Below are 24,279 nucleotides of genomic sequence, written 5' to 3'. Positions count from 1 at the left end.
GATGGGACACCACCACACCCTTCGGACGACCCGTCGACCCGGACGTGTAAATCACATACGCCACATCGTCCGCACCCACGGACACCACAGGAGCCGGCGTCGACTCCGCCGCTTCGAACGAGTCCCAGACCAGGCACTCCACCCCGGCGGGCACGAGCGACCGCGTCACCTCCGAGCACACCGCGAGAACCGGCGCGGAATCCCCGACCATCCACGCAATCCGCTCCGCCGGATAGGCAGGATCCACCGGAACAAACCCCGCACCGGCCTTCACCACCCCCAACCACACCGCCACCAACTCCGCCGAGCGGCCCAGCACCACCGCAACGAGATCACCACGCCCCACACCCCGCGCGGCCAACACACCCGCCACCCGATCAGACCGCTCGTCGAGTTCCGCGTACGACCACTCCAGACCACCCTCACCAACCACCGCCACCGCATCCGGCGAACGGCCCACCTGGGCATCGAACAACTCGCCCAACGAGCGCCAGGATTCGGTCGTGCCTTGCATGGACATCTCCCTCTGCTGCCGTACGCGGTGGCGGTGTTCGGATCCAGGTGTTCAGCCGTGGCCGGGGGGCGTGCCGCCAGGCATCATCCGCGGGCCCGGATATGGACCCGAGGCCGGTCCCGGAAAGGGGGCGGGACCGGGACCCGGGCCCGGGAAGGCGCCGCCCATCGGACCGGCCGGGTGGGGGCCGCGCGGGCCGACCGGCTCGGGGACCGCCGCTTGGCCGTTGGCCGAGGACTTGCGGGCGAACTGGGTGCGGTACAGCTCCGCATAGAGGCCGTCCCGAGCGAGAAGTTCCTCATGGGTGCCGCTCTCCCGTACCCCGCCGTCGTCGATCACGAGGATCTGGTCGGCATCGCGGACGGTGGAGAGGCGGTGGGCGATCACGAGGGATGTACGGCCCGCGAGCGCGATGTCCAGGGCCCGTTGGAGAGCGGCCTCGGACTCCGAGTCGAGGTGCGCGGTTGCCTCGTCGAGGACGACGACCGGCGGGGCCTTGAGCAGCAGGCGGGCCATGGCGACGCGCTGTTTCTCGCCACCGGAGAGCCGGTAGCCGCGGTCGCCGACGACGGTGTCGAAGCCGTCGGGCAGCGCTTCGATCAGGCCCCAGATCTGGGCGGCCTTGCAGGCGTCGATCATCTCCTGCTCGGTGGCATCCGGGCGGGCGTAGCGGAGGTTGTCGCCGATGGTGGCGTGAAAGAGGTGGGCGTCCTGAGTGACGACGCCGATGGTGTCGTAGAGCGACTCCAGGGTCAGATCGCGCAGGTCGTGCCCGTCGATACGGACGGTGCCCTCGCCGGGGTCGTACAGCCGGGGTACGAGATGCGTGATCGTGGTCTTGCCGGCGCCGGAGGGACCGACGAGGGCGGTGAGCTTTCCTGCGGGTAGCCGGAAGCTCAGATCGCGCAGGGTCCACCCGTTCTTGGCGCGCTCCGGCATCGGCAGGGCGATCGACTCCAGGGAGGCGAGCGAGACGTCCGCTGCGGCCGGGTAGGAGAACGAGACGCCCTCGAAGGTGATGTCCGGTGCGCTGCCGTTGCGGGGCAGAGCGATCGCGTCGGGCTTCTCGGAGATGAGCGGCTTGAGGTCGAGGATCTCGAAGAGCCGGTCGAAGCTGACGAGGGCGGTGATCACGTTGGCCTGGGCGCCGGAGAGTTGGGTGATCGGGCCGAAGAGCCGGGTGAGCAGCGTGGTCAGGGCCACCAGGGTGCCGATCTGGAAGGCACCGTCGATGACGAGACTTCCGCCGACGCCGAAGACCGCCGCGGTGGCGAGGGCGCTGAGGAGTGCCATCGACAGGAAGAGCATCTTGCCGTTGATGGCGGCCACGACACCGAGGTCGCGGGCCTTGCCGGCCAGCCCGGAGAACTGGCGCGTCTCCCGGCTCGGCCGGCCGTAGAGCTTGGCCAGCAGCGCGCCGGTCACGTTGAAGCGCTCGTTCATCAGGGCGCCCATCTCGGCGCTCTTCTCCATCTGAGACCGCATGAGGCGCTGCAGCCGGCTCCCGACGATCTTGCCGGGCAGGATGAAGAGGGGGAGCACGATCAGGGAGATCAGGGTGATCTGCCAGGACAGATAGAACATCGCGGCGAGGACGAACAGCAGGGTGAACGCTGCCGAGACCACCGTGGACAACAGCGAGGTGAGGGCCTGTTGTGCCCCGACCACATCCGCGTTCAGGCGGCTCACGAGGGCGCCGGTCTGGGCCCGGGTGAAGAACGCCAGGGGCTGGCGCTGCACATGGTCGAAGACCTTGGTGCGCAGCTCGTAGACGAGCCCCTCACTGACCCGGGCCGAGTACCAGGCCTCGCCGAACCCCAGCAGCGTGCCGAGAATGGCCAGCCCGCCGACCGCCATGGAGATACCCACGACGACATCGGAGTCGCCCTTGGCGATGCCATTGTCGATGAGATATTTGAAGAGGACAGGGGTGGCCACGATAATGGCGGCGTTCAGGACGGTAATGAGCAGCAGCAGAAATATGCTGACGCGGTACGGCCGGGTGTACGGCGTTATTCGTTTCGCGGTCCCGGCTTTTATTTTCTGCTTGGTCACGGACGGGTCGGGACCCACCGCGCGTATCATCATCGGCCCTGGGCCGCCTATGGACACGACACTCTCCTCGGCTTCGGTCGTTCCGGGCTATGTGAGCTGGTCGATGAGGCTCTTGGGGCGCATGTCCTGCCAGTTCTCCTCTATGTAGTCCAGGCAGCTCTTGCGGGCGTCCTCACCGAATACGACACGCCACCCGGCCGGCACCTCGGCAAAGGCGGGCCACAGCGAATACTGGCCCTCGTCGTTCAGCAGGACCAGAAAAGAACCGTTTTCGTCGTCGAACGGGTTGGTCATAGCCACTCCTCTCAACTTCCCCGGATCAGGACGGAATTCAAAGTATCCGGGGGCACTCGGGAGCGGCAAGGCCGACTATTGAAGCGGCGTCCAACCGCGTATTCTCGGCACTTGGACAGCAGCTGAAACCCTGCCGAAACCAGGGCTGGAACATTGTGGATCTCGCTGTCAAGGTGTTCCTGGCCGGTTGGACACGGCAAGTCGGTTGACAGAGCAAGTCAGTTGGACACAGCAAGGGGGCAGCGAGTGCGAGTGCTCGTGGTGGAGGACGACCAGGAGATGGCGCAGGCGGTGGCCGGCGGCCTGCGGAGGGCGCAGATGGCCGTCGATGTGACGTTCGACGGGGAGAGCGGTCTGGAGCGCGCTCTCCTCAGTGACTACGACGTGATCGTGCTCGACCGAGATCTGCCCGGGTTGCACGGCGACGAGATCTGCTCGGAACTGATCGCGTCCGGCTCGCGCAGCAAAGTGCTGATGCTGACCGCCGCCGCCTCTGCGGAGGAGCTCGTCGACGGGCTCAATCTGGGCGCCGACGACTATCTGGCCAAGCCGTTCGACTTCCCGGTGCTGGTCGCCCGGATCGGCGCCCTGGCGCGGCGGGCGCATCCGGCGGTGCCGCCGGTGGTGCGCCACGGCGATCTCGTGGTCGACACGGCACGGCGCAAGGTCACCCGGGGAGACCGGCTGCTGGAACTCGCGCCCAAGGAGTTCGGCGTGCTGGAGCTGCTGCTGTCGGCCAAGGGCCGGGCCGTCTCGGCGGAGGAGCTGCTGGAGCGGGTCTGGGACGAGGCCGCCGATCCGTTCACCAGCGCCGTGAAGATCACCGTCAGCAGATTGCGGGCCAAGCTCGGCGAGCCGGCGGTCATCGAGACCGTCGCCAAGCGCGGCTATCGGATATGAGGTCCCCGATGTCGATCATGAGGTCCGCGATGTCGCTGCTTTCCCGGATCGTCGGCCGGCTCGCGAACCCGCTGCTGCCGCGCCGTACGGTCCGGCTGCGACTGACCCTGCTGTTCGGGGCGCTGTTCCTGGTCTCGGGGGCGGCGCTGCTGACGATCACGTATCTGCTGGTCCTCAACTCCGCTTCCGGTTCCCATTCCGGTGTCCGGGCCGCTCCTGGCGGTGGCAGCCAGAGGCCGGCCGAAAGCACCGGCGGCACCGCGCCGGTGCCGCCGCCCCGGGGGTCAGGCGGTGAGAGCACTCGCGACGTCCTGCCGGACGCGGCGCGGGAGATCATGGATTTGCAGCGGGAGGCCGTACTGAACGACCTCCTCGTGCAGTCCGCCATCGCCCTCGCGCTGATGTCGGTGATCTCGATCGGGCTGGGCTGGATCGTCTCCGGGCGGATACTGCGCCCGCTGCGTACGATCACCGCGGCCGCCCGGGACATCTCGGCGACGAGCTTGCACCAGCGTCTCGCCCTTGAGGGCCCGAGCGACGAGCTCAGGGAGCTGGGCGAGACCTTCGACGGTCTGCTCGGCAGGCTGGAGACGTCGTTCGAGGCGCAGCGCCGGTTCGTCGCCAACGCCTCGCACGAGTTGCGCACTCCGCTGGCCCGGCAGCGGACGCTGGGGCAGCTGGCGCTGTCCGACCCCGACGCGGATGTGCAGTCGCTGCGCGCGGCACACGAGCGGATCCTCGCCGCGGGCGCCCAGCAGGAGCGGCTCATCGAGGCGCTCCTCACCCTGGCCCGCAGCAACGCGGGCATCGAGGTGCGCCGGACGTTCGATCTGAGCCTGCTCGCGCAGGAGGTCGCCACCGCCCGCCGAGCGGACGCGAAGCAGCGGCTGGTCACGCTGCGCTGCTCGCTGTCGGGCGCGGTAGCGGCAGGTCACCGGCCGCTGGCCGAGCGACTCGTCATCAACCTGGTCGACAACGCGCTGCGGCACAACGAGCCGTACGGCTGGGTGGAGGTCGGCACCGGGGAGGTGAACGGCCGCGCAGTGCTGACCGTGGCCAACTCCGGGCCGGTGGTGCCGCCGAGCGCTGTCGACCAGATCTTCCAGCCGTTCCAGCGGCTCGGCGACCCCCGTACGAAAGGTGAAGGCCTGGGCCTGGGGCTGTCGATCGTGCAGGCCATCGCGACCGCGCACGACGCCACCCTCGCCACCGAAGCCCGCCCGGAGGGCGGACTCGTCTTCACGGTCGGCTTTCCTCACCCGCCCGCCCACGGGCCTGGGCCGGCACCCCAGCAGCAGCCGGAGCGGTGAAGAAGCCGACGATCGCGGCGTTCACCAGGGCCGGCTGCTCCAGATATCCGTAGTGCCCGCAGCCGGGAATCTCGGTGTGGACGGCGCCGGGAATGCTGCCGGCGACCTCCCGGGTGAGCTGCGGCCGTACGGTCTGGTCGTGCTCGAAGCTCACGACGAGGCAGGGGCAGCGAATGTTCCGGTACGCCGGCAACCGGTTCGGGATCAGTTGCAGACCGAGCTGGCCGCGGACCGAGGCCAGGTCGATGGCGGAGTACTCGAAGATGTCCAGCCAGTCGCGCAGTTGCTCCTCGTCACCCAGGGTCTGCGGAGAGAGGCTCTGCAGCGCGTTCACATAGGCGGCGTAGCGGGGCGGCAGTTTCACCCCGCTGTCGGCCAGGTCCATCTCCGCGACCGCCTGTGCGGTCGCGAAGGTGTCGGCCCGGCCGCTGCTCGCCATCAGCACCGCCGACCGGACGAGCTCCGGCCGGGCGAGGAGCAGTTCCTGGACGACGATGCCGCCCAGGGAGAAGCCCACGACCCGGCACGGCCCGGCACCGAGATGGTCGATGAGGCCCGCGATGTCCGCCACCATGTCGTCGAGGGTGAAGCCCTCGGGGCACGGATCGCTCGGCGGAATCCCGCGGTTGTCGACGGTTATCACCTTGAAGCCGGCCGCCTTGAGGGCGGGGACCTGGTGCGTACGCCACATCCGGCCGGGGGCCCCGGTGCCCGTGACCATGACGACCGGGTCCCCCGTTCCGTGTTCCTCGTAGTTCAGTCGGCTCCCGTTGATCCGGACGACAGGCATCGTCAGGCCGGCCCGGGCTGCCAGAGCATGCCGTCGTCGGAGGTGATGAGTCCGCCGGGGAACATCGGGACGTCCGCGCCGAGGTGCTCGCCGAGGTACGCCCGGCTCTGTACCTGCGCACCCTCCTGCATCGCCTGGCGTACGGCGGAGGAGCGGAACAGCGGCGTCATGTTCCCGTCGCCGTCCGCGGACATCTCGTCGATGGCGGTGACGAACTCCGCCGACTTGGTCTTCATCCGCAGCGCCGCGGACTCGGCCCCGTCGAGGTCGAACTCGGTGGACGAGACGCCGGCGACGAGTTCGACGAACGACTCCAGCTCGGTGTGCTGGTTGTGGGTGACCTTCTTCGCCGACCAGAAGTAGGAGTCCTCGTCGACGTGCATGTCGTAGAAGGACATCAGGAACTCGTAGAAGACGCCGTACTCCCGGCGGTAACGGGCCTCGAACTCGGTGAAGGCCGCGTCCTCGGTGACCAGCCCGGCCAGGGTGCTGCCGATGGAGCGGGCCGCCAGCAGGGCGCTGTAGGTGGCCAGGTGCACGCCGGAGGAGAACACCGGGTCGACGAAGCAGGCGGCGTCGCCGATGAGCACCAGGCCGGGCCGCCAGAACTTCGTCTGGTGGTAGGAGTAGTCCTTGCGCACCCGCAGCTGGCCGTACTGGCCGTCCTTCACCCGGGTCGCGTTCGCCAGGTGGTTCTTGATCAGCGGGCACTCGTCGATCAGCGCCTGCAGGGCCTGCTCCGGATCGCCCTGAATCCTGTCGGCGTTCTCCCGGCGGACGACAGCGCCGACGCTGGTGAGGTCCGGGGTGAGCGGGATGTACCAGAACCAGCCGCTCTCGAACGCCGCGGACAGGATGTTGCCCGAGTTCGGGGCGGGCAACCGCTTGCCGCCCTCGAAGTAGCCGAACAGCGCGAGGCTGCGGAAGAACTCCGAGTACTCCCGGGTGCCGCCCACTCGCTTGTGCAGCCGGCTGCCGTTGCCCGAGGCGTCCACGACGAACTTCGCGTACACCTCGTGCGCGGTCCCGTCGACGTCGGTGTACGTCACCCCGGTGACCCGCTCGCCCTCCTCGATCACATCGAGGACCGACGCCTGGAAGCGGACCTCCGCGCCCTTCTCCACCGCGTGCTCCAGCAGGATGTTGTCGAACTTCGAGCGTTCGACCTGATACGCGTACGAGGTGGCGCCCGCGATCTTCGGGGACACCGAGAAGGAGAACGTCCACGGTTCCGGGTTGGCACCCCAGCGGAACGTTCCGCCCTTCTTCCGCGTGAATCCGGCCGCGTCGAGCTTCTCGGACACCCCGGTCATCTTGCAGACGCCGTGGACCGTCGACGGCAGCAGCGACTCGCCTATCTGATACCGCGGGAAGGTCTCCTTCTCAAGAATGAGGACCCGGTGGCCCTGTATGGCGAGGAGCGCGGCCAGTGTCGAACCACCGGGACCGCCCCCGACCACCACGACGTCGTACTCCTGACGACCTTCACTACCCATGCTTCCGCCTCCTGGCGTTGTCGCTCTTACAGCGGTCCGAGCTCTCAGCGGCCGGACCAGACAGGACGGCGCTTCTCCACGAACGCCTGGACTCCTTCAACGGCGTCCGTGCTGCGCCTACGGCGTTCCTCCCAGACGTATGTGGTCGTGAACGCCTGCTCCAGCGGGATGTCGACGGACTTCTGCGCCGCCTCCTTGATGGCCCGGACCGACAGCGGAGCGCTGCGGACGAGGTCGTCCGTCCACTGGGCCACACACCGGTCCAACTGCTCGGCCGGCACCACCTCGTTGACAAGGCCGTACGCCAGCGCGGTCGCCGCACTCATCCGACGGCCGGTCAGCAGATAGCCCAGCGCCACCTTCGGCGGCAGTTGCCGGGCCATCCGGAACACTCCGCCCGCGCCGGGGATCAGGCCGAGCCGCGCCTCGGGCAGGCTGAAGACCGCCTGGTCCGAGGCGACGATCAGGTCGCAGGCCAGGGCGAGTTCGAAGCCACCGCCCAGTGCGTAACCGTGCACCCGTGCGAGCACCGGCTTGGACAGGGTGAAGCGGTCGGTCAGCCGCGGCCAGCCCGGCAGCCCGCGGCTGCCGAACGTGGTCGGCGGCGTGCCGGCCGCGTCGAGGCGAGCCCGCTCCTTGAGATCCTGGCCGACGGAGAAGGCCCGCTCGCCCGCTCCGGTGAGGACCGCCACCCGCACCTCGTCGTCGGCCTCGATGTCGTCCCAGACTTCGGCGAGCTCCTCGTGCATCCGCAGGTCCATCGCGTTCAGAACCTCGGGCCGGTCCAGCGTGACATGGGCGACGTGGTCCTTCTTCTCGTAGCGCACCCGGGCGCGGGCGGCGGTCATCCGGCCCTGCTCGCGAACCGGCCCACCTTGCCGATGACGTCCTCGCCGTACAGACGCAGGGCCTGCTGCAGCGCGAACTCGGCCATGTAGCGGCGGAATTCCTCCACCGGCTCCTCCGCGGCGTTCAGCATTCGCCGGTTGGGCACAACGGCCGGGCCGCGCAGCCTCTCCACGGCGCCGGCCACGGCCTCGTCGATCTCCTCCGGCTCCACGACCTCGTCGATCAGCAGCCGGGCGTCGGGTTCGGTGGCCCGGATCCGGCGGCCCTGGAGGATGATCTGCCGGGAGATCCGGGGGCCCGTGTGCCGGCCCAGCCGGAGGTTGGCGGCCCCGGGCACAATGCCCTCGCGTGCGGCGGGCAGGCTGAGATACGCGTCCGACGCGGCCAGTACATGATCGAAGACGAGCAGCAGTTGGGCACCGCCGCCGATGGCGAACGTCTCGACGGCCGCGACCCAGGGCTTTTCGACGGTACGGGAGTGCCAGGGAGCCTCCTCGCTGCGTACTCCCCTGACGAGCTTGTGGATGTAGCCGAGTTCGCGGCGCAGGAGGAAGCCGACCAGCGAAATATCGCCGGCGTGCAGGCTCTTGAGGTTGATGCCCGCGCTGAACACCCGTCGGCCCCGGTAGCGGGGATGGGTCATCGTGCCGCCGCGCAGCACACCCACCTTCACCTGCGGGTCGAGGAGCGCGAGGTCGACGGCGGTCTCCATGTCGTCGACCTGCTGGTCGTCCTCGGCGTTCAGGCAGTCGTCCCGGCACATCGTCAGATACGCCGCGCCGTCCCGCCGTTCCAGCCGGACGGACGTCGTCTCGACCACGCCGGTGCGGGTGAACTCCGGCAGCAGCGCCAGCGCCCGCGGGGTCGGCCGGAGCATCGCGTGGAGCAGATGCTGCCCCGACCGGGGTGAGTTCAGCACGGCGCGCAGGAAGATGCCCTGGTCGATCTCGTACCCCTCCTTGTCCGCCTGCGGTCGACCTCGGTCGGCGGCGAGTTGCCCGGCCGTCGGCAGCAGGACGGGGAATTGGGCCGCGGCGGCGGCGACGAGTTCGTCGAGGCGTAGTTCGTCCAGGCCGCCGCCGGTGAGGCGGTCGTACACGGCGTCGGCGTGCGTCTGCAGATAGCGCGTCCGCAGCGCGCGGGCCGTGTCCTTCGCCGCGGCGATCTCCGTCCGCTCCTCGGGCAGCCGCGAGCCGGGTTCGGGCAGCGCCGCCACCAGGGCATCGACACGGTCGGCCGCTTCCCGCAGCGCCGGCCAGAGCGGGACGGTCACGACGCCTCCGCCACGGGCACCCGCAACACCCGGTCGCAGGCCGCCAGATGTGTGCCGAGAGCGTCCTCGAAACTGGTCGTCGAGGCGTCGAAGAGCAGCTGCCGTCGGATCGCGACCTCCTTTCCGGCCAACCCGCGGACCAGCCCGGCGGCGGCCGCGAGCGCCACGGCCGGGTCGTCTGCCAACTCGTCGGCGAGGCCGATCGCGAGCGCCTCGGAAGCCTCGATGGGCAGCCCGAACAGCAACGCCCGGCGGACCCGCACGGCCCCGGCCAGCTGGACGAGCCGGTAGCCGGACATCCCGGGCCAGGTCGCCGTCCCGTCGCCGGGCACGAGCAGCCGGGTGCCGGGGGTGACCACCCGCACGTCGCAGGTGAGGAAGGCGTCCAGGGCCGCGCCGCCGCAGTCGCCCGTGGCCACCGCGACGGTGGCCCTGGGCAGCCGCTCCAGCCGACGCAGCATCCGCTCCCACTTGCTGACCTGCATCACGTCGAGGCCGCTGGTCCAGCCCTCCGCCGGAGCCCCGCTGACCTGCACGACGACGAGGCCGGAGCCGGCGCGGTCCTCGGCCTGGTCGCACACCGTCCGTACGGCCTCCACGGTCGCGGCCGACAGCGGCTCGGTCCCGTCGATCACCACGGTCAGCACTTCTTCCATGACACCCTCCGCGTTCACCACTGGACCAACGCCGTCTCGATCGTGGAGCCGGGCCCCATGGTCATCAGCACGCCGTACTCACCCGGGTTCGCGACTCCCTCGTCCAGGAGCCGTTCGTAGGAGAACAGGAACGAACCGCTCGACACGTTGCCGTAGTCGCGCAGCACACCGACCGTGTGCCGGACGTCGTGCCGGGTCAGCCCGAGGTTGACCACGACGGCGTCGATGACCTTCTTGCCGCCGGAGTGCACCAGCCAGTGGGAGATGTCGCTCCGGCGCAGTCCGGTGTCCACCAGCAGCCGGTCGATCACCAACTCGGCGTGGGCGCCGACCACATAGGGGACCTGCGGATCCAGGAAGAAGCTGAAGCGGCCCTGCTCCCGGTCCCAGTCGTAGCGCATGGCATCGGAGGCGTCGGGGATGATGCAACTGGCGAACTTGAGGATGCGCGGACCTTCGGGAGCGACGGCCAAGTCGTCGGGGTTCGCGCCCGAGCGGATCGCGATCGCGGCGGCACCGTCGCCGAAGAGGCTGTTCACGACTGCGGTGCGCATCGTCGAGTCCATGGCGTACGCGGCTGAGCAGGCCTCCGTGCAGAGCACGACGGCGAGTTCACCGGGGTGGGCCACGGCCCAGCCGGAGACCAGGTTGAGGGCGTTCAGGCCGGCGTTGCAGCCCATGCCCACGATGTCGGAGCGGCTGCAGTGGCGGTCGATGCCGAGTTCCTTGATGAGCAGGGCGCTCAGTCCCGGAGTGAGCAGTCCGGTCGAGGTCACACAGCACAGATGGCGCAGATCGGAGAGTTCGGCCCCGGCCCGCTTGAGGCAGGCACGCAGCGCCTCGGTGCCCATCTCGATGGCCTTGGCCTTGTGCTTGTCGAGCAGGTCGCCCTGCGGCTCGTGGACGCGGCCGCCCTTGCCGTCCGGCGCGGGGAGCGTCAGATGGCGGCGCTCGATGGCGCTGTTGAGGAACACCGAACGGATCTTGGGGTCGATGATCTCGAAGGCGTCGAGCACCTCCTGCTGGGTGTACGACGTCGGAGTCACCGCCGTGCCCACGCCCAGAGCGCGGGGCCGTAGTTCGGCTGCCAGGTTCATCGGAAAGTCCACCCCCACATACGCGGCTTGCTCCGCGGCTTTCGATTGCGACTCGGTCGGGACACGTGCCTCACCCTTCTCGCTGGAAACTGCACAGCAGGCGGTACCGCCGTTCAGAGCAGCCCGCTCCTCGCCTCGACGAAGCGCGCGAGTCTCGCGGTGCCTTCTTCGATCTCATCGGGCGTCAGATAGCTGATCGACAGCCGGATGCCGTGGTGGCCGCCGGTGCCGGGACAGAAGTGCGTCATCGGCGTCCAGATCACGCCGAAGTCCTGTGCGGACGTGGTCAGTACGGTGTTGTCCACCCGGAACGGGACCCGCATGGTGAGGAAGAAGCCGCCGGTGGGCTTGTTCCAGCGCACCCCGAGGGCCTCCCGGCGGGCGGCCGGCAGCTGGATGTCGAGTTGCCGCAACGTCTCCCGCATCGCGTTGCCGTAGTACGCGGCCGCCTCGGCGTTCAGCTCCGACAGCCGGCCCCGCGCGCCGAGCAGCGCGCCCGCGACCGCGGCCTGACTCAGCGACGAAGTGTTCACCGTCACCATGCTCTTGATCTTGGCGAGTTCGTCCGCCAGCAGATGTTCCTCGCCCACGGCGTTGAGGACGCACTGGTCCGCGACGACGAAGCCGACCCGGGCGCCGGGGAACACGGTCTTGGAGTACGAGCCCAGATGCACGACCCGGCGGGCCCGGTCCTGGGACTTCAGCGTCGGCTGCGGCACACCGGGGCTCACCAGCCGGTAGGGGCTGTCCTCCAGCACCAGGAAGTCGTACCGCTCGGCGAGTTCCAGCAGCTCTTTCCGGGCCTGCGGTCCCATCGTGTTCCCGGACGGGTTGGAGTGGTCGGGCACCACGTAGAACGCGCGGGGGCGGCGGCCACTCGCCTGCTCCGCCAGCACCGCGGCCTCCAGGTCGGCGGCGTTGAACCCGTCCTCGCGCTCCTCCACCGGGCGCACGGCCACGTCGAGCAGCCGGGCCGCGCCGGTGATCCCCACATAGCAGGGGCTGGAGACCAGCAACACGTCGTCGGGGCCGGCGAAGAGCGCGCGCAGCACCAGCAGCATGGCCTCCTGGGCACCGACGGTCACCACGATGGACTCGGCCGGCACATCGGTGTCCTCGTCGGCGCGCAGCGAGTCAGCGATGATCCCGCGGATCAGCCCCGCGGTCGGCCCGTACTGGTACAGCGCGGTACGGATGTCGCGCTCCGAACTCCCCTGCTCCGCAAGGTGGCCCAGATAGCGGCGTACGTGGGTGAAGACCTGCTCGGTGTCGAAGAACCCGTCGTACGGCCGGCCCGGGGCGAAGGAGATCGCGTCCGGATAGCGATGGGTCACCTCATTGAGGAAGTTCATCGTGTCCAGCACCGGATCGGAAAGGCTGCCGTGCAGCTCTTTTATTTCCAGCTGAACCCGTGAACGGGCCTGCGTTTCGACGGTGGTTCCTGACATGATTTTCCCCCGTACGAAAGTTTATGAGGGTGGTTCGAGACCAATGCGTGAGGGCGGCTCGGAAGCTTTAGCATCACACCCTCGCCGGTGTTTCTACAACGCCGTCCAACCGGTCGAACTGCGCACTTGGACGGCCTTGTCGGACACTATTTGCCGGGCCTCAATTCGCCTGGTACGGCGTCCCATCCGTCGGCGCCGAGCTTGGCCCCGATCCGCTCGGCATCGGCTGCGGGAACGGGGATGCGTACGCTCAGCCCGCTCTCCTCCGCCCCCTCCACGACGACGTCGTCGACGGCGATGCCGAGCACCACGACGGCGCCGAGGAACCGGTCGAGCTCCCCGGCGCCGTCCGGGACCAGCACCCGTATCACCGCGTCGCCCACCGGCCTCCCGGCGCCCTGCCGAGGGAGCTCCGCGAGTCCGGCATTGCCCCGGGTGAGCAGGTCCTCCAAGGTCCGCACGCCATGGGCCCAGCCTCCGTCGTCCGCCTCCGCGAGCACGTCGAGTGCCGTCGCCACCCGCGACAGATCCGCCTGCAGCTCCTTCACCACCCCCGCCATCGCAGCGGCGTTGGACTGCAGGATGTCGCCCCACAGGCGAGTGTCGCCGGCGGCGATCCGGGTCACGTCGCGCAGGCCCTGCCCGGCCAGCAGCGGCACCTCGGCCGGGCCGTCGCACAGCCTGGCCGCCATCAGGCTGGCCAGCAGATGAGGAACATGCGAGGTCAGCGCCACCACCTCGTCGTGTCCGCGGCTCCGCATCACCACCGGGACCCCGCCGCACAACTCCGCCAGCTCCAGGCCCCGGTCGAGGGCCGCGCGCGAGGTCAGCCTGTGCGGGGTCAGCGCCCAGGGCCGCCCCCGGAACAGCTCGGCCCGCGCCGCCAGCGGTCCCGACCGCTCCCGGCCGGCCATCGGATGCCCGCCGACGTACCGGGCGGGTTCGGGGGCACGGCTGAGCACGGCCTGCTCCGGGCCGGCCTTCACGCTCGCCACATCGGTGTAGGCGCGGGCCAGACCGCGGCCCTGCAGCGCGATGAGAACGGCGGCGATCTGGCTCGGCGGCACCGCGATCACGGCCAGGTCGACCGGCTGACGGGGTTCCTCCGCCCGGCCCGCGCCGAGCGCGGCGGCGGTCCTGGCCGCAGCCCTGTCCCGGTCGGACAGAAACACCGACACGCCCTGCCGACTGGCGGCGAGCGCAACCGACGTACCGATCAGGCCGGTGCCGATGACAGCCATGGTGCGAATCACAAGACATCACCCGTCCGAAGGGATCGCGGCCCGGAAACAATAACGCGGCGCAGTTTATGGAGACCGCCCGGTGTCCACCCACCCGGTAACCGCCCGAATGGCGCGGATGGCTGGACGCCCGCATGGCCGCCTAGAGTTCGGCAGGCTCGGTTTTCTTCCGGATCTGGGGACAGACATGAGGAATTCATCGAAAGCCGCGGAACCGCTCGCGGATCTCGCCATCGACTACATCGAGATGTATGTGGAGAACCTGGAGTCAGCCGCATTCCAGTGGGTCGACCGGTACGCGTTCACAGTTGTCGGCACCGGGGGTTCCGCGGACCACCGCAGTCTGGCGCTGGGCCACGGGGAGATCACCCTGGTGCTCACCGAGGCGACCTCCGACCACCACCCCGCCTCGGCGTACGTGGTCGCCCACGGCGACGGCGTCGCGGACATCGCGCTGCGCACCGCAGACGTGGCTGCGGCCCTCGACGCCGCGGTGGCCAACGGCGCCCGGGTCGACCGGCAGCCGACGCAGCATTCCGGTGACGGCCCGGCCGTCACCGCCACGGTGCAGGGTTTCGGGGACGTCGTCCACACCCTCGTCCAGCGCGCCCCGGACGCCGGCCCCAGGCTGCCCGCCGGCTTTGTGCCCGCGCTACGTCCGGCGAGCCCGCCGAGCACCGAGGTGGGTCTGCTCGACATCGACCACATCGCGGTCTGCCTGGGCACCGGCGACCTCGGCCCGGCCGTCGCGTACTACCAGCAGGCGCTCGGTTTCCGGGACATCTTCTCGGAGCACATCGTCGTCGGCGCCCAGGCGATGCACTCGAAGGTCGTACAGAGCCCCTCCGGCACCGTCACGTTCACTCTCATCGAGCCCGACGACACGGCCCTGCCGGGGCAGATAGACGAGTTCCTGAAAAGCCATCAGGGAGCGGGAGTCCAGCACCTCGCCTTCTCCTCCCAGGACGCCGTCCGCTCCGTACGCACCCTGGCCGGCCGCGGGGTCACCTTCCTCACCACGCCCGACACGTACTACGACCTGCTGGGCGAACGGATCGACCTCAGCCCGCGGCGCCTCGGCGACCTGCGCGCCACGGGCGTGCTCGCCGACGAGGACCACAACGGGCAGCTGTTCCAGATATTCGCCGCCTCCACCCACCCGCGGCACACCCTCTTCTTCGAGGTCATCGAGCGGCAGGGAGCCCAGACCTTCGGCAGCGCGAACATCAAGGCGCTGTACGAGGCCGTGGAGCTGGAGAGGACCGGGCAGCGTGACCACCGGCGCTGACCGGTCCGCGGCAGCCGCCGAATGCCTGGCCGACTTCGAGCAGGCCGCCGCCGCCGTGCTGCCCCCCGACGTACGGGACTTCGTGGCGGGCGGCAGCGGCGACGAGACGACGCTGGCCGCCAACCGCGCGGCGTTCGACCGCACGTTCCTGGTGCCCCGGGTACTGCGGAATGTCTCGCAGTGCACGACGGCCGCCACCCTGCTCGGCCGACCGGCGGCAATGCCGCTGGCCGTGGCCCCGGTCGCGTACCACCGGCTGGTCAGCCCCGACGGTGAACTCGCCACCGCCCAGGCGGCGAAGGCCGCGGGCGTGCCGTTCACGGTCAGCACGCTGAGCAACGTGCCGGTCGAGGAGATCACCGCGATCGGCGGGTCCGTGTGGTTCCAGCTGTACTGGCTGCACGACGCCGACCGGGCCCTGGAGCTCGCCCGCCGGGCCGAGGACGCCGGCTGCGAGGCGCTCATGCTCACCGTCGACGTGCCATGGATGGGGCGTCGACTGCGGGACGTACGCAATCGGTTCACGCTTCCGGCCGAGGTGCGGGCGGTGCACCTCGACGCCGACGGGACGGCGCACACCCGGCCCACGGACGCCTCCGCCGTGGCAGTGCACACCGGCCGGACGTTCTCCCCGGCGATGACCTGGGCCACGGTGGCCCGGCTGCGGGAGCGGACCCGGCTGCCGCTGGTACTCAAGGGCATCCTGGCCACGGAGGACGCGCTGCGCGCCGCCGACTGCGGGGCCGACGCGATTGTCGTCTCCAACCACGGCGGCCGGCAGCTCGACGGTGCCGTACCGAGCCTCGACGCGCTGGCGGAGCTGGCGCCCGCGCTCGGCGGCCGTTGCGAGTTGCTGCTCGACAGCGGCGTCCGCAGCGGTACGGACATCCTCCGGGCGCTGGCCCTCGGCGCGGCCGGGGTGCTGGTGGGGCGGCCGGTGATCTGGGCCCTGGCCGCGGCCGGCGAGGCAGGCGTCCGGCGGGCGTTCGAGCTGCTGGCCGACGAACTGCGTACGTCCATGGGGCTCGCGGGCTGCGCCGATGTCGGGCAGGCGCGGGAACTGCGCACCATACGCTGAGCGCCGGCTCCCGTCAGACACACGAACCGGCCAGGACGTGGAGCCTTCGTCCTGGCCGGATTCCCCGTATCGGCATGTGTTCAGTCGCAGGTGTCCAACCAGAGATCTCGCTGCTTGGACGTCTGCGTTGCGGTGCCTGACTAGGCGAGCTGGAGATCCACCCGGACTGCGATCTCGTCCCACATCCCCGCGCACTCACGGGCGAGGGTGGCGACGATGGTGCTGCAGTGCGGCGGCACGTTCTCGATGATCTCCTGCCATTCCTCTGCGCTGAGCATGTTGACGTTGAGCAGCCGGAGCAGCTTGCGGCCCGTTTCGTTGAACCGAAGCGCGGGGTCCGACTTGAGGCGGTGCACGGCCGCGAGACGCTCGGCCATCGGCACCTCCTCGGCGGCGGGCGCAACCGCCGTGGCCCGGCTCAGGACCTCGGCTCTCCGGCCCCCCGCCGCGTTTTCCGCGCCGCGCGGCTTCGGCAAAGGGTCCTCACCTCTGCTCATCCGGTTTCTGACGTCCCGGGCCGTCTCCGGGGAGATCCCCGAGGCCCGGGCTATCTGACGCAGTGACAGTCCCGGGTTCGCCATGATGAGCCTACTCGCCAGTTCGCGCCCCGCGGCGCTGCTGACGGGACGGACACGGCCGTCCTGGCCGATACGGTTGCCACTGTCCACGTCCTCGGCCGACGTCCGCCGGCGGACCTCCGCCACCGTGCCCGCCGAGATTCCCGAGACCGACGCGATCATCCGGTCCGACCACTGGGAATGCGACACGATGATGCGCGCGGCCGCGGCCTTCCGGTCCGCCATCGACAACGGGAGGCCGTGAGCGATGTTCGATCCGACGGCGAGAACGAACGCGTCGGCTTTGCTGCCGTCGAAGAATCTGACCTTGATGTGCTTGTCGCCGCGGAGCTCCGCGGCCCGTAACCGGTGGGCACCGTCGACCACTTGCATCGTGGATCGGTGCACGATGATGGGCGGTAACGGAACCTCGGCTTCCGAAAGTGCATGTATGTGATCCGGGTCCTCTCCCAAACTCCGCGGTGATTCGGCCGTCGAAATCGACGCGATGTCGACTTCGACGACCACTTCCTCAAGTTCTTGCTCGAGCATCTCCACCCCACGCTCCCCCGTACTCCAACGTGAACTCTCCGCGAAATGAATTCCATCGGGGTGATAGCGGGCGAACGCTGGACGCCGTATTGAAGATCTCCGACCGCGGCCGAATTCATTCGACCACCCCCCCGTTGATCCACTACGCAGATAATGCGAATGGCCGTTCCCTGTTTCGAAGCCGACTCTAACAGCGGATCCGGCCGTTCGATACCCTGTACACCACTGGCGTACGGCAGTTACCGATCAGCCCACCGGATTCAAACTCCCGCGTGGCACCGGCTGGGTGAGCGTGCGGCCCATCAGTGGAGAAAGAATCGTGACGATGCTTGAGATCTCATCAAGGTCGGCATCCACAAGGGCCTGGGCGCCGTCGCAAAGGGCCGCGGCCGGCTCGGGATGCACATCGATCATGACGCCGTCGGCGCCGACGGCCAGTGCCGCGCGGGTTAGCGGAGCAACCAATTCCCGCCGTCCGGCGGAGTGCGAGGGATCCACGATGACCGGCAGATGGGACCGCCCTTGAACAACCGGAACGGCGCTGATGTCGAGCGTGTTCCGAGTAGCGGTCTCGAACGTCCGAATACCGCGCTCGCACAGCACGATGTCGAGGTTGCCGCGCTGCGCTATGTACTCGGCGGCCATCAGCCATTCATCGATGGTGGCGCCAAAACCACGCTTCAGGAGCACCGGTTTTCCGGTCGAGCCCACCGCTTGAAGGAGTGCGAAGTTCTGCATGTTGCGGGTGCCGACCTGAAGCATGTCCGCATAGCGGGCGACGAGTTCGACGCTTGCCGGATCGATCACCTCGGTGACGATCGGCATGCCCGCCTCGGCGCGCACGTCCGCGAGGATGCGCAGCCCTTCCTCGCCGAGCCCCTGGTAGGCATACGGCGAAGTGCGCGGCTTGAACGCCCCGCCGCGCAGCAGCGACGCCCCCGCGGCCTTGGCCATCATGGCTGCGGCGAGGGTCTGTTCCGGGGTCTCGACCGCGCACGGACCGGCGATGACGGTCAGGGTGCCGGGGCCGATCGGCACCCCGCCGACCCGGACGACGGACCGGGCGCGGTGGTGCTCCCGGCTGACCAGCTTGTGCGGGTCCGAGATCCGCACCACGTCGGCGACCCCGCTGCGGCGGCCGAGGTTGAGGGCGTCGAACTCGCCGACATCGCCCACGAGGCCGACGATCGTACGTGTCACACCACGACTGACAAACGCTTCTCCGCCGGCTGCCCGCACCAGGCCTACCACGGCGTCGATATCTTCCTGAGTGGCCTCCGGGGCCATCACAACGACCATGCGAAATACCTCCCGCGACTACTACTTCCGATTACCTGAGTGCCGCTGAAGATAGCACCGGAAGAATCGCGGGAACGCTGTCCAAAAAAAGCCCGCCGCCGCTGTCCCGCCGGCGGGACAGCAGACACCGGAAATGACACTGTCTCAATGAATAACTGTTTACACCTCCAGGGCTCGCGGGGCAGCCGCGAGTCCGGAAATAGGCGGGTCGAAGTCGTCGGCCGCCTCGTCCAGCATCTGGACAATCCAATCGGCGAGCCCGAGACCTGCGATTTCTGCCGCGTGCTGCCAACGGATTCTGCGCTCGGCGACGACGCTTACCTGAACCAGGGCCGACTCGACCGAGACGTCGGGAGACTGCCGCTGCACGCGCATGCGCCGACGTAATTCATTCCGGGACCAGCCGCCCTCCTCGGCCTGAGTGAGCCATGCGTCCTGTTCGGCCTCCGGGACGGCAGCCACTTCCGCGTGATGCTGGAAGCTCAGCTTGCCCCACCGTCGACCGGGGCTGAACTTCCGTGCCACCCAGGCGTAGTTACGGAGTGTCTGATAGTCGAGCGAGGTCTGTTCCACGGTCCGTCGGTAATGGCCGGGGTAGTGCTCCTGGCCGAAGACGAGCCAGTCACCCAGCCACCATGCCGAGGAGTCGGCGATGACATGAATCTGCTGGCCGAGGTGGCTCCACTCGGCCAATGAGAGATCGGAAGGGAGTGCCAATCCGGTTCGTCGTGTAGCCGTCAGCCCGTTCACAGGTATGGACATCATGCACACCTCCCTGCCCTTCTGGTCGGCGTCCATCCTCCACTCAGGTCGGTTTCGGCGAGGTTTCACCGCTTCACACCGGCCGCGCCACCAACAGTGAGTGACACCCGTGCAACAGCCTGGCGTTACGGTGCCGAAACCCGGGCCGGGATCTACTGAACGCATGCATCCGGAATCACTCTTACCGCAAGCCGACCGAGGAGGCGTCATGGTCACCGCAGCCCGGCAGTGCGCGGATTGCGGCGCCGAGTTCACCTGGTCCAGCAGGATCCCGACGCGCAGGTTCTGCGGCTCCAGATGCAGGGCCCGGTGGTGGCGAACCCACCGCGGCCTCGCGGACACCGCAGTCGCCGCGACTTCCGCGGACACCGCAGTCGCCGCGGATCAGGATCGACTCCGGCCACTGGCGCCTCCACTCGGTACCGACCATGAGTGCCCGAACTGCGGACAGCACATCACCGTGCTCAATCTGGTCGTCTCGTGAGACACCGACCGGCACGGGCCGAACCGCACCCCGGCATCCCTGGCCGGGCCGGCGGCCCGGCCAGTACTTCGAACAACACCCGCACCGGCGCACTACCGCGTCTCCGGCGCAGGTGACGCAACGCCTTCGCGGTCGGACAGGCGACCGGCATCCTGGACAGGCCGACGGTCGGCCTGTCCCGGACCAGCCGGTGGCGGACCTCGGGGAACAGGCACATCGCAAGCAGGAAGTAGACGCCCGACCCGTGAGGGCAGATCACCCAGCCGCCGCTGCACGGTCCTCGGAAGAGTGCTGGCAACATTGGTCCAGCCAAGGTGTCCGCACACCGACTCACACCCCGGTCGAACCGGCGGGATGGATCAAGGTACCCATCAAGTCCGCACCGCCCTCAGGCGCGTACTGCCCCTGCCGAACGACACAAGGGCTACCCTGCCCGGCCGCCCACGATGTCGCCGCCGCACGAGTCGGTAAGGCAGGGGACCTCCCGGGTCGGGGCGCCCCGACCCGGGAGGTCCCCTGCCCGAACGTGGCGCCCTTGCAGCGGCACCGCCGACCGCCCCGCACGAGGCGGCCCGTCGACGGCCCTCAGCACTCCGTCCCGATCCTGGCTCCGCACGTCACGCAGCATCCGCGCAGGTCAAGCGAGATCATCCACTGCCGAGGTCAGCGCTCACCGGCAAGGTCGAAATCACCCGACGCCTCCGGTGCGACAAGCGGCTCCTTGGCACGGCGCCACGGGTGCGCACTGGGCGCGGAGACGCCTCGCCACCAGGCATCGGTGGGAAGGGTTCCCGCAGGCTCGAAGGGCTCGCCCGGCCGGGGCAACGCAACCGCCTGCCCGACGTCCTTGGCAGCGTCCTTCGTCCACTCGCCCGGCTCCGCCCACGGGTGGGCCGCCAGATTGAACGTCGCCCAGTGGATCGGCATCATGACGCCGCCGGGCCGACCACCCTCCAGCCCCCGTCGCCCGCCCTGAAGATCCCGATGGGCGCGCATGCCCTCCTCAGGCGTCATATGGATGTCGGGCCAGAACTCGCTGTACGCGCCGATCTGGATCATCGTGGCGTCGAACGGCCCGTGCTCGGCGCCGATGTCCTTGAAGCCCTCGAAATAGCCGGTGTCACCACTGTGGTAGATCCGGTGGTCGGCACCGGCCACCGCCCAGGACGCCCAGAGCGTGTGCTGGGTGTTGCGCAGACCCCGGCCGCAGAAGTGGCGGGCGGGTGTGGCGGTCAGGGAGATGCCGCCGACCTTCGTCGACTCGTTCCAGTCCAGCTCGCGCAGCCGGTCCTGCGACACGCCCCAGTGCTCCAGGTGGGCGCCGACACCGAGCGGCACCGCGAACACCGTGTCCGTGCCGGCCAGGGCCTTGATCGTGGGCAGGTCGAGGTGGTCGTAGTGATCGTGCGAGATGACGACCACATCGACGGGTCCGAGCGCGGCCAGCGGCAGCGGCACGGGGTGCAGCCTCTTGGGTCCGGCGAAGTTGAACGGAGAACATCGCTCGCCCCAGACCGGGTCGAAGAGCACCCGGTGCCCGTCGATCTCGGCGAGCACACTGGAGTGCCCCATCCAGGTGAGCCGCAGCCCGCTCGGCGCGGGCCGGGCGAGGTCGGCGAGCGTCGTGGCGTGCACCGGCACCATGCCGACCGGAGCGCGCTGGACACGCTCTTCCTTACGGAAGTAGGCCTTCGCGGCCTCGCGCATGGCGCCGTCGGGCCGGGGGGTACCCGCCGGGTTCTTGAAGACACCGTCCGCGAAGTTGGGCGATCTGCGGATGCGCGCCAGTCGCTCACCGCTCGGATCCGCGCCGAAGGCGGCGGGCCGCAGCGCGCGGAGCCCGGAGCTCAGGGGACGGGAACCGGTCACAGTACCTCCAGGTGGAGTCAGTCAGGCTTTCATTATGGTCGCCGCCTCCGACAGCACCGGGGCGGACCCGTCACAGCGCGATGTCCGTGACCGTACGGCCTGTATCTCCTCAACCCCATGGAGCGCCCCCTTCTTCCTAACCCCGGGGCGGGTGTGTGCCTGTTTCCGTCACCAGGAGCTCAATTACTGACTGCCGGTTCAGTACGCGTACTGTGACCGTCCGGCCCCGCCCGTCCGGCCGCCTTTGGGGACACCATGTACCGAGGACTCCGACACCCCCACGGCGGTGGGCCTCGCGCCGGTCGGCCGGCCCCCTGATCGCCGTATACCGAGGAGACCCCGTGACCGCCCCCCTGATGACGCTCACCTGGACCGACCACGTCACCGGCCACCAGGGCTTCCTCGTGGTCGACCGGCTCGTACGAGGTGTCGCCAGCGGCGGACTGCGGATGCGGGCGGGCTGCACGCTCGACGAGGTCGCCGGGCTCGCCCGCGGCATGACCATGAAAGAAGCCCTGCACTACCACCCCGAGGGCCGCTACATCCCGCTCGGCGGCGCCAAGGGCGGCATCGACTGCGATCCCCAGGACCCGGCGGCGTACGGACTCCTGGTGCGCTACTTGCGCGCCATGCGCCCGTACATCGAGAACTTCTGGACCACGGGCGAGGACCTCGGTCTCACCCAGGACCTGGTCGACCGGGCCGCCGAGGAGGCGGGCCTCGTCTCCTCCATCCAGGCCGTGTACCCACTGCTCGACGACGAGGTGACCGCGAGACGGCGGCTCGCGGACGCGTTCGCGGTGGAGGTGGACGGGATCGGGCTCGACGAGCTGGTCGGGGGCTGCGGTGTCGCCGAGTCGGTGCTCGCGGCCCTGGACCGCGCCGGCATGCCGTACACGGGGACGCGCGTCGCCGTGCAGGGGCTCGGCACCATGGGCGGGGCCACGGCACGCTTCCTCACGCGCGCGGGACTCACGATAGTGGCCGTCGCCGACATCAAGGGCACGATCGGCAACCCTGACGGCCTCGACGTCGACGCGCTGCTCGCGGCGCGGGACGCCTACGGGACGGTCGACCGCTCGGCGCTGCGCCCGGCCGACCGTGAACTGCCGGGCGACGCCTGGCTGTCGGCCGACGCGGAGGTGCTGGTGCCCGCGGCGGTCTCCTATGCGATCGACACCATGAACCAGCAGTTGATCAGCGCCCGCTGGATCGTCGAGGCGGCCAACATGCCCCTTCTGGCCGAGGCGGAGGAACTGCTCGCCGCGCGCGGAGTCACCGTCCTGCCGGACGTCGTGGTCAACTCCGGCACGAACGCCTGGTGGTGGTGGACGCTGTTCGGCGACATCGGTGCGGACGCGGACGAGGCCTTCGCCTACATCCGGCGCTCCATGCGCGCCCTCATCGACCAGATGCTGGCCCGCGCGGAGGCCGACGGGAGCACGCCGCGAGCCGCCGCGCACGCCATCGTCGCCGACCGACTGCCGGTGATCGCCGAGCGGTTCGGCTGGTACGGATGACCGCGCTGGGCCACCCGCATCCCCGGCGCGACCTGGGAGACCCGACGCCGACACGCCCTCTGGCGAGGGATTAGGGTTGCCGCGTGGCAAGAGTGCGGTTGAACGTGGCGGAACGGCGCGAGGAGTTGCTGCGCGCCGCGGTCGAGCAGATCGAGGCGCGGGGTGTGGCGGCGGTACGGATCGCCGATGTGGCCACGGCGCTCGGGGTGAGCAACGCGCTGGTGCTGTACCACTTCTCGACCAAGGAGAAGCTGCTCACGGAGGCGTTCGCCTACGCCGCCGAGGACGACCTCGCCCATCTGCGCAAGCTGCTCGGCCGTCGCACCTCGGCGCTGCGCCGACTGCGGGCCGCGGTGCGCTGGTACGCGCCGACCGGACAGGCCAAGGGGTGGCGGCTGTGGATCGAGGGCTGGGCGGCCGCGCTGCGCGAGCCCGCGCTCAGAGAGGTCACGTGCTATCTCGACAGGCAGTGGAAGGCCGCGATCATCGAGGTGATCGCGGAGGGCGTGGCCGCGGGTGAGTTCCGCTGCCCGGACCCCACCGGCACGGCCCTTCGTCTGACAGCGCTGCTCGACGGGCTCGCCGTGCAGATGACCGCGTACGAGGGTGCGGTGTCTCGGGCTCAGACCCACGAGTGGGTGGACGAGGCACTCGCGCGCGAACTCGGCCTTGAGCGGGAGGCGTTGACGGCGGCGGTGCGCTGAGAGCGCATACCGTCCCAGGCGGGATGGCCCACTTCACCTCGTACGCCCGAAGGCTCTCCCGGCAGACGCCGAGGGGTGGGGGGGGGGGGGGGGGGCCCCCCCCCGCCCCCCCCCCCCCCCCCCCCCAAAAAAAAACCCCCCACCCCCCCCCCCCCCCCCCCCCCCCCCCCCCCCCCCCCCCACCCCCCCCCCCCCCCCCCCCCCCCCCCCCCCCCCCCCCCCCCCCCCCCCCCCCCACCCCCC

The 24,279-nt window shown here is 69.6% G+C and carries 22 protein-coding genes; 6 read left to right on the top strand and 16 right to left on the bottom strand.

Annotated elements, in window-relative coordinates:
* The 3 genes from ACIPC1_RS39895 to ACIPC1_RS39885 all read right to left on the bottom strand — a co-directional run.
* Window positions 1-514 (bottom strand): AMP-binding protein (locus ACIPC1_RS39895; RefSeq protein ID WP_402526648.1); only part of this gene is annotated, 514 nt, incomplete at its 3' end.
* A 51-nt stretch (window positions 515-565) separates the two neighbouring features.
* On the bottom strand, window positions 566-2,602 hold the full coding sequence (locus tag ACIPC1_RS39890) for an ABC transporter ATP-binding protein (protein WP_402526645.1): 2,037 nt from the start codon (window positions 2,600-2,602) through the stop codon (window positions 566-568).
* A 54-nt stretch (window positions 2,603-2,656) separates the two neighbouring features.
* Window positions 2,657-2,863 carry an MbtH family protein gene (locus ACIPC1_RS39885; RefSeq protein ID WP_402526642.1) on the bottom strand — a complete coding sequence of 69 codons (207 nt, stop codon included), beginning with the start codon at window positions 2,861-2,863 and terminating at the stop codon, window positions 2,657-2,659.
* 246 nt (window positions 2,864-3,109) lie between these two features.
* Between ACIPC1_RS39885 and ACIPC1_RS39880 the strand changes: the two genes are divergently transcribed.
* Window positions 3,110-3,763, top strand: a complete 654-nt coding sequence (locus tag ACIPC1_RS39880) for a response regulator transcription factor (RefSeq protein WP_402526639.1) — start codon at window positions 3,110-3,112, stop codon at window positions 3,761-3,763.
* Window positions 3,764-3,792: 29 nt separating this feature from the next.
* Complete coding sequence (locus tag ACIPC1_RS39875; protein ID WP_402526636.1) at window positions 3,793-5,073, top strand: sensor histidine kinase; 1,281 nt, start codon at window positions 3,793-3,795, stop codon at window positions 5,071-5,073.
* Here ACIPC1_RS39875 and ACIPC1_RS39870 read toward each other — a convergent pair.
* The 8 genes from ACIPC1_RS39870 to ACIPC1_RS39835 all read right to left on the bottom strand — a co-directional run bounded on the left by ACIPC1_RS39870 (window position 5,003) and on the right by ACIPC1_RS39835 (window position 13,923).
* Window positions 5,003-5,863 carry an alpha/beta fold hydrolase gene (locus ACIPC1_RS39870; protein ID WP_402526633.1) on the bottom strand — a complete coding sequence of 287 codons (861 nt, stop codon included), beginning with the start codon at window positions 5,861-5,863 and terminating at the stop codon, window positions 5,003-5,005. The two genes, ACIPC1_RS39875 and ACIPC1_RS39870, sit on opposite strands and share 71 nt — an antisense overlap.
* Window positions 5,864-5,865: 2 nt before the next feature.
* Window positions 5,866-7,359, bottom strand: a complete 1,494-nt coding sequence (locus ACIPC1_RS39865; RefSeq protein WP_402526630.1) for a tryptophan 7-halogenase — start codon at window positions 7,357-7,359, stop codon at window positions 5,866-5,868.
* Between the two features lie 44 nt (window positions 7,360-7,403).
* Complete coding sequence (gene dpgD / locus ACIPC1_RS39860) at window positions 7,404-8,207, bottom strand: enoyl-CoA-hydratase DpgD (protein ID WP_402526627.1); 804 nt, start codon at window positions 8,205-8,207, stop codon at window positions 7,404-7,406.
* Window positions 8,204-9,481 carry a (3,5-dihydroxyphenyl)acetyl-CoA 1,2-dioxygenase DpgC gene (dpgC, locus tag ACIPC1_RS39855; protein ID WP_402526624.1) on the bottom strand — a complete coding sequence of 426 codons (1,278 nt, stop codon included), beginning with the start codon at window positions 9,479-9,481 and terminating at the stop codon, window positions 8,204-8,206. Before dpgC ends, dpgD begins: the two co-directional genes overlap by 4 nt.
* Window positions 9,478-10,137, bottom strand: a complete 660-nt coding sequence (dpgB, locus tag ACIPC1_RS39850; RefSeq protein ID WP_402526621.1) for an enoyl-CoA-hydratase DpgB — start codon at window positions 10,135-10,137, stop codon at window positions 9,478-9,480. The genes dpgC and dpgB overlap by 4 nt, the downstream gene beginning before the upstream one ends.
* Before the next feature lie 14 nt (window positions 10,138-10,151).
* On the bottom strand, window positions 10,152-11,234 hold the full coding sequence (dpgA, locus tag ACIPC1_RS39845; RefSeq protein ID WP_402526619.1) for a 3,5-dihydroxyphenylacetyl-CoA synthase DpgA: 1,083 nt from the start codon (window positions 11,232-11,234) through the stop codon (window positions 10,152-10,154).
* 113 nt (window positions 11,235-11,347) lie between these two features.
* Entirely contained in the window at window positions 11,348-12,682 is a 1,335-nt protein-coding gene (locus ACIPC1_RS39840) for a PLP-dependent aminotransferase family protein (RefSeq protein ID WP_402526616.1), read from the bottom strand.
* 146 nt (window positions 12,683-12,828) lie between these two features.
* The gene (locus ACIPC1_RS39835) at window positions 12,829-13,923 is read right to left on the bottom strand and encodes a prephenate dehydrogenase (RefSeq protein WP_402526613.1); all 1,095 of its coding nucleotides are present in this window, start codon (window positions 13,921-13,923) and stop codon (window positions 12,829-12,831) included.
* Window positions 13,924-14,110: 187 nt separating this feature from the next.
* Here ACIPC1_RS39835 and hppD point away from each other — a divergent pair, with 187 nt between their 5' ends.
* Both hppD and ACIPC1_RS39825 read left to right on the top strand, forming a co-directional pair.
* The gene (gene hppD / locus ACIPC1_RS39830) at window positions 14,111-15,211 is read left to right on the top strand and encodes a 4-hydroxyphenylpyruvate dioxygenase (protein WP_402526610.1); all 1,101 of its coding nucleotides are present in this window, start codon (window positions 14,111-14,113) and stop codon (window positions 15,209-15,211) included.
* The gene (locus ACIPC1_RS39825) at window positions 15,195-16,289 is read left to right on the top strand and encodes an alpha-hydroxy acid oxidase (RefSeq protein ID WP_402526607.1); all 1,095 of its coding nucleotides are present in this window, start codon (window positions 15,195-15,197) and stop codon (window positions 16,287-16,289) included. The genes hppD and ACIPC1_RS39825 overlap by 17 nt, the downstream gene beginning before the upstream one ends.
* Before the next feature lie 140 nt (window positions 16,290-16,429).
* On the opposite strand, the gene ACIPC1_RS39820 is transcribed toward ACIPC1_RS39825, so the two are convergent.
* The 5 genes from ACIPC1_RS39820 to ACIPC1_RS39800 form a co-directional block, all read right to left on the bottom strand.
* On the bottom strand, window positions 16,430-17,398 hold the full coding sequence (locus tag ACIPC1_RS39820) for a ParB N-terminal domain-containing protein (protein ID WP_402526650.1): 969 nt from the start codon (window positions 17,396-17,398) through the stop codon (window positions 16,430-16,432).
* A 246-nt stretch (window positions 17,399-17,644) separates the two neighbouring features.
* Window positions 17,645-18,697: a 3-deoxy-7-phosphoheptulonate synthase gene (gene aroF / locus ACIPC1_RS39815; protein WP_402526604.1), complete on the bottom strand. Its 1,053-nt coding sequence runs from the start codon at window positions 18,695-18,697 to the stop codon at window positions 17,645-17,647.
* Window positions 18,698-18,856: 159 nt separating this feature from the next.
* Window positions 18,857-19,495, bottom strand: a complete 639-nt coding sequence (locus ACIPC1_RS39810; RefSeq protein WP_402526601.1) for an LmbU family transcriptional regulator — start codon at window positions 19,493-19,495, stop codon at window positions 18,857-18,859.
* 428 nt (window positions 19,496-19,923) lie between these two features.
* The gene (locus ACIPC1_RS39805) at window positions 19,924-20,244 is read right to left on the bottom strand and encodes a transposase domain-containing protein (RefSeq protein ID WP_402526598.1); all 321 of its coding nucleotides are present in this window, start codon (window positions 20,242-20,244) and stop codon (window positions 19,924-19,926) included.
* Between the two features lie 362 nt (window positions 20,245-20,606).
* Window positions 20,607-21,812: an MBL fold metallo-hydrolase gene (locus ACIPC1_RS39800; RefSeq protein ID WP_402526595.1), complete on the bottom strand. Its 1,206-nt coding sequence runs from the start codon at window positions 21,810-21,812 to the stop codon at window positions 20,607-20,609.
* A gap of 341 nt (window positions 21,813-22,153) precedes the next feature.
* On the opposite strand from ACIPC1_RS39800, the gene ACIPC1_RS39795 reads away from it, so the two are divergent.
* Both ACIPC1_RS39795 and ACIPC1_RS39790 read left to right on the top strand, forming a co-directional pair.
* Window positions 22,154-23,332: a Glu/Leu/Phe/Val dehydrogenase dimerization domain-containing protein gene (locus ACIPC1_RS39795; RefSeq protein WP_402526593.1), complete on the top strand. Its 1,179-nt coding sequence runs from the start codon at window positions 22,154-22,156 to the stop codon at window positions 23,330-23,332.
* Between the two features lie 83 nt (window positions 23,333-23,415).
* Window positions 23,416-24,036, top strand: a complete 621-nt coding sequence (locus ACIPC1_RS39790; protein ID WP_402526590.1) for a TetR/AcrR family transcriptional regulator — start codon at window positions 23,416-23,418, stop codon at window positions 24,034-24,036.
* Window positions 24,037-24,279: the final 243 nt, after the last annotated feature.

The organism is Streptomyces sp. NPDC087263 (assembly GCF_044744645.1).
Classification (GTDB): domain Bacteria; phylum Actinomycetota; class Actinomycetes; order Streptomycetales; family Streptomycetaceae; genus Streptomyces.
This window is presented reverse-complemented; position numbering and strand designations above follow the sequence as displayed.

Bases quoted from the DNA above. Each gene is read 5' to 3' on its own strand.
- ACIPC1_RS39805 (WP_402526598.1), bottom strand. From the start codon at position 20,244: ATGTTGCCAGCACTCTTCCGAGGACCGTGCAGCGGCGGCTGGGTGATC.
- dpgA (WP_402526619.1), bottom strand. From the start codon at position 11,234: ATGAACCTGGCAGCCGAACTACGGCCCCGCGCTCTGGGCGTGGGCACG.
- ACIPC1_RS39875 (WP_402526636.1), top strand. From the start codon at position 3,793: ATGTCGCTGCTTTCCCGGATCGTCGGCCGGCTCGCGAACCCGCTGCTG.
- dpgD (WP_402526627.1), bottom strand. From the start codon at position 8,207: ATGACCGCCGCCCGCGCCCGGGTGCGCTACGAGAAGAAGGACCACGTC.
- ACIPC1_RS39810 (WP_402526601.1), bottom strand. From the start codon at position 19,495: ATGGACGCCGACCAGAAGGGCAGGGAGGTGTGCATGATGTCCATACCT.
- ACIPC1_RS39840 (WP_402526616.1), bottom strand. From the start codon at position 12,682: ATGTCAGGAACCACCGTCGAAACGCAGGCCCGTTCACGGGTTCAGCTG.
- hppD (WP_402526610.1), top strand. From the start codon at position 14,111: ATGAGGAATTCATCGAAAGCCGCGGAACCGCTCGCGGATCTCGCCATC.
- aroF (WP_402526604.1), bottom strand. From the start codon at position 18,697: ATGGTCGTTGTGATGGCCCCGGAGGCCACTCAGGAAGATATCGACGCC.
- ACIPC1_RS39870 (WP_402526633.1), bottom strand. From the start codon at position 5,863: ATGCCTGTCGTCCGGATCAACGGGAGCCGACTGAACTACGAGGAACAC.
- ACIPC1_RS39865 (WP_402526630.1), bottom strand. From the start codon at position 7,359: ATGGGTAGTGAAGGTCGTCAGGAGTACGACGTCGTGGTGGTCGGGGGC.
- dpgB (WP_402526621.1), bottom strand. From the start codon at position 10,137: ATGGAAGAAGTGCTGACCGTGGTGATCGACGGGACCGAGCCGCTGTCG.
- ACIPC1_RS39835 (WP_402526613.1), bottom strand. From the start codon at position 13,923: ATGGCTGTCATCGGCACCGGCCTGATCGGTACGTCGGTTGCGCTCGCC.
- ACIPC1_RS39820 (WP_402526650.1), bottom strand. From the start codon at position 17,398: ATGCTCGAGCAAGAACTTGAGGAAGTGGTCGTCGAAGTCGACATCGCG.
- ACIPC1_RS39890 (WP_402526645.1), bottom strand. From the start codon at position 2,602: ATGATGATACGCGCGGTGGGTCCCGACCCGTCCGTGACCAAGCAGAAA.
- ACIPC1_RS39885 (WP_402526642.1), bottom strand. From the start codon at position 2,863: ATGACCAACCCGTTCGACGACGAAAACGGTTCTTTTCTGGTCCTGCTG.